The 12,777-nt window shown below is 59.8% G+C and carries 11 protein-coding genes; 5 read left to right on the top strand and 6 right to left on the bottom strand.

All coding sequences use genetic code 11. The features are described 5' to 3' along the window. Nucleotides 1-3 precede the first annotated feature (3 nt). The 4 genes from NKJ67_RS11870 to NKJ67_RS11855 all read left to right on the top strand — a co-directional run bounded on the left by NKJ67_RS11870 (nt 4) and on the right by NKJ67_RS11855 (nt 3,618). Nucleotides 4-1,059: an ABC transporter permease gene (locus tag NKJ67_RS11870; protein ID WP_352581417.1), complete on the top strand. Its 1,056-nt coding sequence runs from the start codon at nt 4-6 to the stop codon at nt 1,057-1,059. A 28-nt stretch (nt 1,060-1,087) separates the two neighbouring features. Next, complete coding sequence (locus NKJ67_RS11865) at nt 1,088-2,023, top strand: SMP-30/gluconolactonase/LRE family protein (protein ID WP_352581416.1); 936 nt, start codon at nt 1,088-1,090, stop codon at nt 2,021-2,023. A gap of 65 nt (nt 2,024-2,088) precedes the next feature. Next, on the top strand, nt 2,089-3,204 hold the full coding sequence (locus NKJ67_RS11860; protein WP_352581415.1) for an ABC transporter substrate-binding protein: 1,116 nt from the start codon (nt 2,089-2,091) through the stop codon (nt 3,202-3,204). Nucleotides 3,205-3,285: 81 nt separating this feature from the next. Then, nucleotides 3,286-3,618: a hypothetical protein gene (locus NKJ67_RS11855; protein WP_352581414.1), complete on the top strand. Its 333-nt coding sequence runs from the start codon at nt 3,286-3,288 to the stop codon at nt 3,616-3,618. Nucleotides 3,619-5,476: 1,858 nt separating this feature from the next. Here NKJ67_RS11855 and NKJ67_RS11850 read toward each other — a convergent pair. The 6 genes from NKJ67_RS11850 to NKJ67_RS11825 form a co-directional block, all read right to left on the bottom strand. After that, nucleotides 5,477-6,787, bottom strand: coding sequence for an HlyD family type I secretion periplasmic adaptor subunit (locus tag NKJ67_RS11850; RefSeq protein WP_352581413.1), 1,311 nt, complete (start codon nt 6,785-6,787; stop codon nt 5,477-5,479). Further along, nucleotides 6,787-8,532, bottom strand: a complete 1,746-nt coding sequence (locus NKJ67_RS11845) for a type I secretion system permease/ATPase (protein WP_128363473.1) — start codon at nt 8,530-8,532, stop codon at nt 6,787-6,789. Before NKJ67_RS11845 ends, NKJ67_RS11850 begins: the two co-directional genes overlap by 1 nt. Nucleotides 8,533-8,633: 101 nt before the next feature. Beyond that, entirely contained in the window at nt 8,634-10,025 is a 1,392-nt protein-coding gene (eglC, locus tag NKJ67_RS11840) for an endo-1,3-1,4-beta-glycanase EglC (protein WP_236383208.1), read from the bottom strand. A 591-nt stretch (nt 10,026-10,616) separates the two neighbouring features. After that, nucleotides 10,617-10,904, bottom strand: a complete 288-nt coding sequence (locus tag NKJ67_RS11835) for a hypothetical protein (protein WP_236383207.1) — start codon at nt 10,902-10,904, stop codon at nt 10,617-10,619. Beyond that, complete coding sequence (locus NKJ67_RS11830; protein ID WP_352581412.1) at nt 10,864-11,127, bottom strand: hypothetical protein; 264 nt, start codon at nt 11,125-11,127, stop codon at nt 10,864-10,866. The genes NKJ67_RS11835 and NKJ67_RS11830 overlap by 41 nt, the downstream gene beginning before the upstream one ends. A gap of 122 nt (nt 11,128-11,249) precedes the next feature. Beyond that, nucleotides 11,250-11,393, bottom strand: a complete 144-nt coding sequence (locus NKJ67_RS11825) for a hypothetical protein (protein ID WP_352581411.1) — start codon at nt 11,391-11,393, stop codon at nt 11,250-11,252. Nucleotides 11,394-11,691: 298 nt separating this feature from the next. On the opposite strand from NKJ67_RS11825, the gene NKJ67_RS11820 reads away from it, so the two are divergent. Next, nucleotides 11,692-12,774 carry a RelA/SpoT domain-containing protein gene (locus tag NKJ67_RS11820; RefSeq protein ID WP_236383200.1) on the top strand — a complete coding sequence of 361 codons (1,083 nt, stop codon included), beginning with the start codon at nt 11,692-11,694 and terminating at the stop codon, nt 12,772-12,774. The last annotated feature ends 3 nt before the right edge of the window (nt 12,775-12,777 follow it).

The raw sequence follows: 12,777 nt of genomic DNA, 5'->3' as shown, positions 1-12,777 counted from the left end.
CCCATGCAATCGATCGAATCCAGTGCACTTGAACCAACCCGTGGCGAAATGGCGGGTTTGCCTTTGGGGCAGAAGATCGTCCGGCTGCTGCCGGTCTACGGGCTGGTGATCCTGACGGCGCTGCTCATCCTGTTGTTTTCGATCCTGCTGCCGAACACCTTTCCGACCCTGCTCAATTTGCGCTCGATCATCTCCGACAAGGCGATCATCGCCCTGCTGTCGCTCGCGGCGATGATTCCGATGGCGTCCGGGCGCATCGACCTCACCGTCGGCTACGGCATCGTGCTGTGGCACATCCTTGCCATCAGCCTGCAGACCATGTTCGGCGTTCCGTGGCCGCTGGCGGTGATCGTCGTGCTGGTTCTCGGCGCTGCAACCGGCTTCCTCAACGGACTGCTGGTGGAAGTCGCCCGCATCGACTCCTTCATCGCCACGCTCGGCACCGGCACCGTGCTCTACGCTCTGGCGCTCTGGCACACTGGCGGGCGGCAGGTCGTCGGCGTGTTGCCCGACGGCTTCTATGCGCTCAACGGCACGATGGTGTTCGGCCTGCCGATCACCGGCCTCTATGTCTTGGCGATCGCCGTCTCGCTGTGGATCATCCTCGAATATCTGCCGATCGGCCGCTACGTCTATGCCATCGGCGCCAATCCGAAGGCTGCTGCGCTGAACGGCATTCCGGTGCGCCGCTTCGTCATCGGCGCCTTCATTTCGTCGGGTTCCCTGACGGCACTGACAGGCGTCCTGCTCGCCTCCAAGCTGCGCATCGGCCAGGCCAGCGTCGGGCTGGAATATCTTCTGCCGGCCCTGGTCGGCGCCTTTCTCGGCTCGACCACCATCAAGCCTGGACGCGTCAATGTCTGGGGCACGATGACGGGCGTCGTCATCCTGGCGGTCGGCATTTCCGGCATCCAGCAGTTCGGCGGCTCTTTCTTCGTCGAACCGCTGTTCAACGGCGTGACGCTGCTCGTCGCCATCGGTATTGCCGGCTACGCCCAGCGCAAGCGCGGCGCGGCGCACAGGGCCAGGACCAAGACCGCAGAGCAGTCCTCGAAGTGACCAGCCGAACCATCCCGGGATCCATGAAATGAGCGACTACGAGATTCTGGACGACCGCTTCCGAAAGCTGACGATCGGGCATGCCAAGCTCGAACGGCTGTGGACCGGCAGCCGCTGGGCCGAGGGGCCGGTCTATGTTCCCGCGGCAAAGCATTTGCTGTGGTCGGACATCCCCAACGACAGGCTGCTGCGCTACGACGAAAGCGATGGTTCGGTCAGTGTCTTCGAAACCCCTTGCAACAACCAGAACGGCCACACGCTCGATGGCCAAGGCCGCGTCGTCGCCTGCGAGCATCGCGGCCGTCGCGTCTCCCGGCTCGAACATGATGGGCGCTGGCAGCCGCTTGTCGAAACCATCGACGGCAAGCGGCTCAATTCGCCCAACGATGTGGTGGTCAAATCCGATGGGACGATCTGGTTCACCGATCCGGTCTACGGCATCGACAGCCACTATGAAGGCATGATTGCCCGGCCGGAGATCGGCGCATCGCATGTCTACCGGTTCGATGAAGCAACCGGCGAGGTGAGTGCGGTCATCGCCGATCTGGTGCAGCCGAACGGGCTGGCTTTTTCGCCCGACGAGAGCATCCTCTACGTGTCGGATACCGGCGCAAGCCATGTTCAGGGCCTGCCGCATGCGATCAAGACCTATGACGTCGCTGCGGACGGACGCTCGCTGCGGTCGCGCGGCACGCTGGCCGAATGCGAGGCAGGGTTCTTCGACGGGTTCCGCGTCGATCGCAATGGCAATATCTGGGCCTCGAGCGCCGACGCGGTTCGCGTCTACGCGCTGGACGGGACGCTTATCGGGCGCATCCTGGTTCCCGAAATCGTCTCCAATCTGTGCTTCGGCGGTCCGAAGCGCAACCGCCTCTACATCACCGCCCAGACGTCGCTCTATTCCATCTATGTCAACGCGCATCCAGCCGGCCTGAGCCCGGTGGCTGGGCAGATCAGCCAGTGACCTGGCGCCGAAATCGAGTTCCGGAAAGACCAGATAACTTTTTTGAAACCAGGGGAGGTACCAACATGCAACGCAGAACACTTCTGAAATCATCCGTCGCCTTGATGGCCATGACCGTCGCTGCTCCAGTCCTGTTCGCCGGCCACGCACGCGCAGACGCGATGGCCGACGCCATGGCGGTGGTCGAAAAATATGCGCAGAAAGTAACCGCCTGGGACGGCCCGACCACCGGTCCGAAGGCGCAGCCGGGCAAGACGATCGTCGTGCTCGCGGGTGACCTCAAGAACGGCGGCATTCTGGGCGTCACCACCGGCGTAGAGGAGGCAGCCAAGGCGATCGGCTGGGAGGTCAAGGTGATCGACGGCGCCGGCTCGATCGGTGGCCGCACCGCCGCCTTCGGCCAGGCGATGGCGTTGAAGCCGAATGGCATCGTCATTAACGGTTTCGACGCTGTCGAGCAGGCGCCGGCGCTGGAACAGGCTAAGGCCGCCGGCATCCCGCTGGTTTCCTGGCATGCCGGACCGGTGATCGGACCTGACGAAAAGAGCGGCGTCTTCGCCAATGTCTCGACCGACGCCATGCAGGTCTCCACGGCTGCGGCCGACTGGGCCTACACCGATGCCAAGGGCAAACCCGGCGTCGTGATCTTCACCGATTCGACCTACGCCATCGCCATCGCCAAGGCCGACAAGATGAAGGCCGAAATCGAGCGGCTGGGCGGCAAGGTGCTCGAATATGTCGACACGCCGATCGCCGAGACCTCGCAGCGCATGCCGCAGCTGACCACGTCGCTGCTGCAGAAATACGGCGATGCCTGGACGCACTCGCTGGCGATCAACGACCTCTATTTCGACTTCATGGGACCTTCTCTGGCCGCCGCCGGCAAGGCCGGCACGGACGCGCCGATCAATGTCGCCGCCGGCGACGGTTCGGAATCGGCCTATCAGCGCATCCGCGCCGGCCAGTTCCAGAAGGTGACGGTCGCCGAACCGCTCAACCTGCAGGGCTGGCAACTGGTCGACGAACTGAACCGCGCCATCGCCGGTGAAAAATGGTCGGGCTATCTGTCGCCGCTGCATGTGGTGACGGCCGACAATGTCGAGTTCGACGGCGGCCCGAAGAATGCCTTCGACCCCGAAAATGGCTACCGCGACCAGTACAAGAAAATCTGGGGCAAATAAGCACGCACCAAGGCGGGCGTATCACCCGATGCGCCCGCAAGCCGACAGACGTCACAAGCACACAATCAGGAAAGCCTCGCCATGATCATTCGCTACGCCCTCTTCGAAGGTGAAATCCATCCCGGACAAGAGAGCGAGTTCCGGCGCTTCGTCAGGGACAGGCTGGTGCCGCTCTGGACTCAGTTTCCCGGCGCCGAGGAAGTGCGCGTTCTCGACGGTACGGCGCGCGACGAAGGCGCGCCCACCTACGCGATGGCGCTGGCCATTCGCTATCCGGACATGGACACCTGCAACCGGGCGCTTCAATCCGACGTAAGATTCAAAAGCCGGGAGGTCACCGGTGAACTGCTGGAGATGTTCACCGGCCGCGTGCATCACCATGTTTTCGAGGCAAATGAGTACGCACCGGTCTGATTGTGATCTTGATCGGAAACGCTCCCATTGCTGCGATCAGCGAATGCCGGTATCGGTGGTTGCGTATCCAAGATTGAAACCTGCGGACCAGACGTCGCCCATTGGCCGCGGAACCATACGGAACGATGCGTAAGATCTCTGATTTTCTGCCCACGGAAAGGTCAATAAAATTAACGTTCTCGCTACATCCTCCGGACCCACCATGACCATTGATTTCGAAGCGAAAATCTGAGCGGTGACGGTACTTTTCGAGACGGCATACGCGCCCCGCCAGACGGCGTTGGGCTGCAAAAATCGTCCGATTGTTCTCGATAGTTGGTGAAACCTCAAAATATTTTTTGTTGCGATTTTCTCTTTAAAATCAATAGCGTAATTTTCTGACGGTTCTAGTGTCGTTCTTTTCCCCGTTTCAGGAAATATTTGACAGTGATTTCAACGGGTTATATGGTCTTTAAATAATCGAGTGGGAGTAGGGAAGCTACGGCGATAAAGTCATTCGGCGGACTAGCCGACCTCCGTTTGCGACCACGCAGGTGACGCACGCAACAGACCCCACCCCCGCTCCGCGAACTGCGCCCGCGAGCGCGACCTTATACGCCTCATCGAGGTTGGAGTGCCCGAGCAGCGGCAGCCTTATCGGCCGCGTGAAGACCTTCAAGCGCCAGGACAAACTACGCCATGCGACCTTGCGAGCTATCCGAGAGGCGAAGCCACGGGCCCTCGACGCGACGACGCATCCACTCAACACTGCACATCTCGGAGGCGACCGAGGCGAGGGTGGCCGACGCCTGTGGCGGGTTTGTTGGGACGTTAGGCGCCGGCCGGGCGGGCGGGGGTGGGCCGCCGCAAGCACATGCTAATATATGACCGGCTTTAATGCCTATGGTGTGATCGCGGAATCGCTTGACGGGCAGTCTAGGCCATCGGGACTAATTGCTGCGCTTTCATTCTGCCAGTAGCTTGTAGGTCTGGTCATTTAGCCACCTTTGTGCCCAGATTGGTCGGCATGCTCACCGTCACCGGTGCTTGGTAGTTGATCGTGCCGACCTCCCTTTTTGCTACGTGGAATCGATGCCCCTGTGGCAACCGAAGAAATTGGCGAACGCGCCGCATTGAAGCTAGTCCGAGCGCTGGCGAAGGCCATTATTGAGACCGTGGAGCGTTTGACGCGAAAATAGTTGTGCCGGATAATAACGGGCGATTGTACGTTTCCGACAATCCACAATCCGGAACTATTAGTCACAGTCACAGTCACAGTATCGCAGTATAGCGGCCGATTCCGCGAGGCTTTTAGCGGCTTTAAGGCCCGCTATCGTCCCTTGATGGTGGGCTATTTCTTAGCAGACCAAAGTCTTATTCTTGAAATCCAATGGTCTGATACATGCATTTCATTCCCTTTGCGTTCATTGGATGTTCTGTTAGTTTAGAAAATACTTATATAACATTTGGGCGACAGACGAAATAGGCCCGCCACTGAGGACACAACTACAGCGGCGGGCCTTGCTTTTGAGGCTTGGCCGGGGTTGGAAGCCAAGCTGCAAACCCAACTTCGATTTCAGAAACAGGTTCCAGCCTGAAAAGATTTAACGCTTGCCGGCTTTGCAGGTAGGCCCGCCGCTGAGGTCACAGCGACGGGCCCTGCACCAGAGCTTGGACTTGAGGGAGGGAGTGTTCTCACACCATGCAAATTCCGAACTTCGCTTGCGGATGCATGTTCCTCACGTCGGTTCGAAAAGGGATTGTCGCGGTCATCGATTTCGGTTGTGACACCCGAGCCCGCCGGCAGCATCATGCAGGCGGCAGGCCCAATGAAGAGCTCGAGACGGGGAGCGGCCGGTCGTTGCAGCCCGGGCGCGTTTCACTCCTCCCGGAATGCTCGCTGGATCTGATCGGCCAAGGGCTTGACGAGATAGGACAGCATCGTGCGGCTGCTGGTCGAGAAGAACACCTCGACCGGCATGCCGGGCGCCAGGGTCAGTCTTTTGAGTCTGGCAAGTTCCGTGCGCGGCAAAACGATATGCACGGTGTAATAACCGGCGCCGGTGCGCTCGTCGGTGCTGAGATCGGCGGAGATCTTGCTGACGGTTCCGTTGAGTTCAGGCGTTGTGCGCTGATTGAAGGCCGAAAGCCGCAGCGTCGCCTCCTGCCCCTGTTTCAGCTGATCGATGTCCTGTGGCGCGACACGGGCTTCGACGGTCAGTTGGTCCGCGACCGGCACGATGAGCATGACCGGTTCGCCTGCAGTGATGACACCCCCAATCGTATGTACGGCAAGCTGAAGGACGACGCCGGCCTGCGGGCTGCGAATGTCGATGCGCTTGAGCTGGTCCTCGGCCGATACCTTGCGTTCGACGAGTTCCGAGAGTCTTGCCTGGACCTCACGCAGCTCGGTGGCGACTTCGCTGCGCAGATCCTGATCGATCTGGATGATTTGAAGGCGGATTTCCGACGTGCGGCCTTTCGACTGCGCTATCGCGGCGGTCAGCTGCCCATGTTCAGCCTCCAGCCGCACGGCCTCGCGCTCGAGAGCGGTGATCCGATCGATCGAGACCAGCTTGCGCTGCCATAGTGTGCGCATGCCCGCGAGCTCGGTTCCGATCAGCTTGATTTCCTGGCTCTTGGCGTCCTTTTGCTCGGTCAGGCCGGAGACTTCTTCGGCGAGCTGGGAGATACGTTCCGCCAACTGCGCCTTCTGGCCAGCGCGTGCCTGCCGGCGCAACTCGAAGAGCGACTGCTCTCCGGCCATTGTGCCGTTGACATCCGGATCGTCCCGCCGAGACATCAGCGACGGCGGAAAACCGATGGCGTCCGCACCGTCGCGCTCGGCCTTGAGACGTGCCAGGCGGGCATCGAGTTCATCCGCGCTCTTGGTGACAATGGCCAGATTGGCGCGGGTGACGGTTTCATCGAGATGAATCAAAACCTGTCCCGCTTGCACGGCATCGCCTTCGCGCACGAAGATCTGGCCGACCACGCCGCCGGTTGGATGCTGCACCTTTTTGACGCTGGAATCGACAACCAGCTTTCCCGAGGCAATGACTGCGCCGGAGAGGTCGGTCACCGCTGCAAGGCTGCCCGCTCCACCGACCAGAAGGATGGAGGTCGCAACGCCGCCGAGCAGATAACGTCGAATGGTCCGGTCGATCACCGATGTCGCTCTCTCCGCCATCAGAGCGCCGCCTCTTCAGGACTTGAGACAACTTTTAACGGAACACTGATGGGGCGGGTCACCTTGGTCATGATCTCATTCTTCGGGCCAAAGGCCTGAATACTGCCGTTCGTCATGACAAGGATCTGGTCAAGGCTTTGCAATGCACTCGGGCGATGCGCCACCACGATGGCCATGCCGCCTCTGTCGCGCACGCCCTGGATCGCCGCCGTCAAGGCGGCTTCGCCGTCGGCATCGAGATTGGAATTCGGCTCGTCGAGTATGACAAGAAACGGATCGCCATAGAGAGCACGCGCCAAGGCGACCCTCTGTCGCTGGCCCGCCGAAAGCGCCGACCCGGCCTCGCCGATACGCGTTTCATAACCTTCAGGCAGGTGGACCACCAGATCATGAACACCGGCGGCGCGCGCGGCGGCCAGTATCTTGTCCGAGGGGGGCTGGGGTTCGAAGCGAGCTATGTTCTCGGCAATGGTGCCATCGAACAACTCGACATCCTGCGGCAGATAACCGACATGCTTGCCGAGTTCTTCCGACGACCACTGGTCGAGCGTCGCACCGTCGAGCCTGACGGTACCGCGCACTGGCAGCCAGACACCGGCGATCGCTCTGACGAGCGAGGATTTTCCCGAAGCGCTCGGACCGATGATGCCGAGGCCGGCGCCCTTCTGCAGCACGAAGCCCGCATCCTGGACGACAAGGCGACGCTCGCCCGGCGGCGCCACACTGATGCCCTCTACCGAGAGGCGAAACGACGGTGGCGGAAGCGAGACACTTGTTGCCGCCTCGGGCAGCAGCCCCAGAAGCTGAGTCAGGCGCGCCCAGGCCTGTCGGGCGCTGACGAAGCTCTTCCAATGCGCGATCGCGAGTTCGATCGGTGCCAGCGCTCGGCTCATCATGATCGAGCTGGCGATCATGATGCCGCCCGTCGCCTCCTGATGGATGACGAGCCAGGCGCCGATCGCCAGGATGCCGGATTGAAGCATCATGCGCACGACTTTCGATGTCGTTCCGAGCGTCCCCGCCAAATCGCTCGCCTTGGCATTGGTGCTGAGATAGTCGGCGTTGATGCCTGACCAGCGCTCGGCGATGCGTGGGCCAAAACCCATTGCCTGAAGCACCTCGACATTGCGGCGCGTCGCCTCCGCCAGCGTGTTGCGCGCAGCGGCCTGTGTGTTGGCACGTTTCGCGGGCTGCCTGGTGCGCACCTCCGCAAGCAAGGTCAGGCCAAACAGGATGACGGCGCCGAGCAGCGCAGTCATGCCGATCCAGAAATGGAACAGGAAACAGATTGCGAGGTAAAGCGGCATCCAAGGCAGGTCGAACAGCGCGGTCGGCCCAGCGCTCGACAGGAACGACCGGACCTGATCGAGGTCCCGCAATGATTGCAAGCCATCGCCGGTGAGCTTCGTGCGCAACGGCAGACGCATCAGTGCGATGTACACCTGCCCGCTGAGCCGCGCATCGAGCGCCATGCCGATACGCACCAGCAGCCGCGATCGGATCAGTTCGAGGACGCCCTGAAAGACGAACAGCGTGCCCGCAAACACGCAAAGGCCGACCAACGTCGGCACGCTGCGGCCGGGAATGACGCGATCGTAGACCTGCAGCATGAAGAACGAGCCGGTCAGCGCCAGGACGTTGACGACCCCGCTCATCAAGGCGATGCCGGCGAATGCCCGGCGAAAGGAAGCGAATATCGCCGTGAGCGTCGTTCGCGGCGGCTCAGATGGATGGATGTGAGACATCTTCCTTCACCTCGGGTCCAGCGCGGGCGCAAGCGGCAATGAACGCGTCCAAGACCGGTTGGCGAAGGGTGTCGGTTTCACTCCATCTTCCAGCATGGCACCTAGATGAACCAATCATTCAGCGCGTAGGCATGGACATAGTCGACGTGCATTTCAGAAGGGGTGGCAAGCCCGTCGGCGGGCGCTCCCGCCATGCCGCCGACAGCCTGGTTGACCAGCATATACATTGGCTTGTGCATGTCGGCAGGCGTTGGTGCGCGGGCAACTTCGACATCGTCGAAATACCAGACCAGCTCGCTCGGGGTCCAAAGCACCCCATATTTGTGGAACCCTTCGGTATCCGCTGCATATACGGTCGATGTCACTTTCGTATGCGACCCCGTCGCGTTCGAGTGGCTGGTCAGGGTGAGCTTGTTGGGATCCTGGCCGACCATCTCCACTGCGTCCAGTTCCGGCGGCCAGGAGCCATCCGCCGGAAGAAGCCAGAAGGCCGGCCATGCACCCTGCTTTTCGGGCATGTCAGCTCGAATTTCGAAATAGCCGTAGGTCTGTGCGAAGGAATGGTAGGTCGTCAACAGACCTGACGTGTAATCATAGTTGTTTATGTAGGGCTTGATCGCGTCGGGAGCCCGGGCGGCCGTAATGGTGAGAACACCGTCCTGGACGCTGAACGGGTTGACCGAACTCGTGGGGGCGTAGCTGGTGTCGATATACCACTGAAGCTCGCTGTTGGTGGTGAGCGAGCTGCCGTTCGGAGCACCCCACCAGAAGTTCGTGTCCCAGGTCCCGCTAGAACCGCTGTGCAGGTTCAAAGTATTGAACTCGTCCGAGAAGGTGAGCGTCAGATGCGACTTGTCCAGGGCGAGATCGAACTGGTTGGCGCTGAACTGGTCGATGGTCTTGTTGGCGAAGACGAGAAACTCGGTTGGCGACAGGGTGAGTCGGACGTTCGATCCCGACTGCACCATGTTGGCGTGCACCTGGTCGAAGGAGGTGAAGCCGTAGCCTCCGACGCGCACGGTGTCGTCGGCGCCGAAGTCGAGAATGAGGTCGCTGCCATTGCCCGGTTTGACGACAAAAATGTCAGCGCCGGAGCCACCCTTGAGAACATCGTCGCCTTTCAAGCCGTCGAGCGTCTGCTGGCCGGAACCGCCGACGATGATATTGTTCAGAGCGTTTCCGAAGGCATATTGTTTATCGCCCGTGACCGTCAGATTCTCAAAATTCGCCGGCAGCCTGTAGCTCATCCAGGTCGAGATCGTATCGATGCCCTCGTTGGGCAGCTCCACCGCTTTGTTTTTCGCGGAGTACAGGTAGTAAATATCGTCGCCCTTGCCGCCATACATCGTGACGCTGACGCTGCCGTCGCCATACAGCGAATCGTTATAGATGCTGCCGTAGAGGGCCGGGCCCGAATTCGTTGCCGAGTACCACTTTGCGGAGGACCCACTATAGGGGAGCGGAACACCCTTGGCGTTGGTTACGGTGGCCATTTTACTCACAGCTCCGTTGGTTTGTTCCAAGCCCTAACACGATGGAAGGCAAAAGGAGCCGATACGTTTTGTCTTCCGACTTCGGAGGGTTACCAAAGAGTAAATGCGGAGGGGCCGGACGCGTCCGTCAGGCAGTCGGTGGGGAACTTGAGACTGTTTTCGACGGCGCACTCAAACCACAATTAAGGCGTCCGAAAGGGCGGCGAACTTGCGCCAGCAACGTCAGCGTTAGCGGGCCGCCGGCGATGGGGGCCGCTCCGGGTGACGGTTGCACCACCGTCTCGCAGAAGTCTATTTGGGGCGGAATAATGCGGACCACGCGAAGCTGCGCCGGAACCCGGTCGAGCGTCTCGATGACGTAGGCGGTCGCGCCGCAGTCAGTTCCCTTCGGTTTCCTCTCGGGCCACCAAAGGCCGACGCGAATTGACATCGGTATTCACTATGATGCCGCATTCGCGGCCGCTGCCTCGAATGCGGGAAAGACCAACTGGACCGCTCGCCGATCCAGATAATGCAGAAAGCTACATTGAGACGCCCCAAGCGGGCGCAGGCGGCCCTAGCTGCCGAAACACTGGCGTCATCCCTTGCAGTTCAGAGCCCAAGGGTCTGGCCTGTTTCCATCTGAAGGAAATCTGCCGACGAATTCCGGAACACCGCGTCTTGGAACGCATCGACGGCAGAGCCGTGGGTGACATCGACCAGCACGGCCGCTGCGGCTTCAACCTTGTCGGCCGCTTCGTCAACCTTGTTGAAACGCATCAGCATTCGATCGTGGAGCATCGACAACCGCGTGGCGTGATAAAGCACGCTGCGCTTGTGGTAATCCGAGTCCAGCGGCTCAAACAGTATTGTCATGACGGCAACTCCTCGCCATTTCATGTCCATTCGGGGTGATTTGGAGGCCTCCCACGTATACATATTGGTCTGGCGCTCCCGGGGCCTCCGTCACGCGCTTTTGAGCTGCCCGGATCCTGCAGCACAGGGCGATATTCACCACGCCATTTTTCCTGTCCGTTTCTTCCTTTGCGCGCTTCAACGATTTCTCGGCACGTTTGACGCGCAACCTTGAACTGCCAAGTTCGAGATCAAGAATTTCAGCCATCGTTCCGCTTCCTATGCGGTTGCGGTCCCTCGGCTGATAATTACGGCTGTTCTGTTTGGTTCCGGCCAATCGCGACCCGGCTCCAGATTTTACAGGAGCCAGGCCGATCTGGCCCTGCCGATTTAAATCTCTCCGGCAATGGGCTTGAGCGCATCTTCTGTCGCAGGCTCCAGCGGGACGCCGGCGACGTTCTGGAGCATCAAAGCGGCGCGCCGAGATCTGAAATCCGCCCCGGTCGAGGTCTTGCCGGAGATTGCCAGTGACATAGTTCTCCTGCGCCAAATGGCCGACCTTGTGGTCGTGTGCGGTGGCGATGGTTCGGTGTCGGCGGCGGCGATGGCTGTAGTGGAAAGCCGCCTGAGCATGGCGGCATGTACGTCCGCGTCATGTCCAGGGGCGCGATCTAGGCAGATACGGCCGAGACGGTATCTCGCTCGCGGAGATCCGATGTCGCGCGCTATGGTACTTAGCTTACCCAAACGGATATGACTCTTGGGATCTGATTCCCCTGCGATAGTCCCGCCAGTCCAGAATGAGGCGGGCTACCATGACTTCTTGGCTCCAATGACTGAGTACCCGCGCCTTGCCTACAGCATGAAAGCCGTTCGCAAGGCAGGCGACCGGCTGGCAAAACCTATTCAGTTCGGACGAGACATCACTGTCGGCCAGTATGTGGACGCACTCGAAATCTTCTCAATCGCCAATAGCTGGCGCGACTCGCACTTTCTGCCGATGCGCAGCGTTCGGTTCTCTGTCCGTCATCACATAAGAGCCCTGCGACTGGAGGGCGACATGGCATCCCGGCCAAAGCGCATGGCATCCATTCGTCGGAAGCTTCGAGAGTCCACCACCAATTTGGACACCATGAACGACATCGGCGGTTGCCGGGCGATCATGGCCGATATCAAAGGTGTTCGCTCGCTTCTCGCATCGATGCGAGACAAGTTCCCCCATGAGATCCACTCTAGGGAGTTTAACTATATCGATGAGCCGAAGCCGGACGGGTATCGAAGTCACCATATTGTTTTCAAATACCGATCCCGAGATGCCGACACCGAGGCTTTCGACGGACGACGCATCGAGTTGCAAGTTCGTACCAAGCTTCAGCACTCATGGGCAACTGCGGTTGAGGCTGTCGGGCTATTCCGGGGCCAGGATTTGAAGCACGGAGAGGGCGACCAAGATTGGCTTCGCCTTTTCCAGCTTATGTCGGCGGAATTCGCGCACGTTGAGCAGTGCCCCGTTCATGTAAGTGTTCCGGATCACAATGACCGGGTTCGAGAATTGCGGGATCTCAACAAGCGTATAGATGCGATCGGCATACTAAAAAAAATCAAGAATACTACCCGATTCCCAGAAAATTTTATACGGCAAGCGGAAAAAACGCGATACTATTTGCTTCAATATGGGAAAGATCATAAACTGACTGTCGATCATTTCAGGGTAATTACATCAGGCGCACGAAAATTGAAAGAGATCGAGCAAAAAATCGAGCTAAGGGGCAGTGAGGTGAAGGCTGTCTTGGTCGAGGTGGATAAGAAAGAAAAGCTTGCTGAAATGTACCCGAACTACTTCGGAGACGTTTACTTATTTGCTCGTAATCTGAAATCCATCTGCTCGGGAAAAGCGGCTACCGAATACAGTTAGCCT

This window comes from Mesorhizobium sp. M0088, assembly GCF_040322895.1.
Lineage (GTDB): Bacteria > Pseudomonadota > Alphaproteobacteria > Rhizobiales > Rhizobiaceae > Mesorhizobium.
This window is presented reverse-complemented; position numbering and strand designations above follow the sequence as displayed.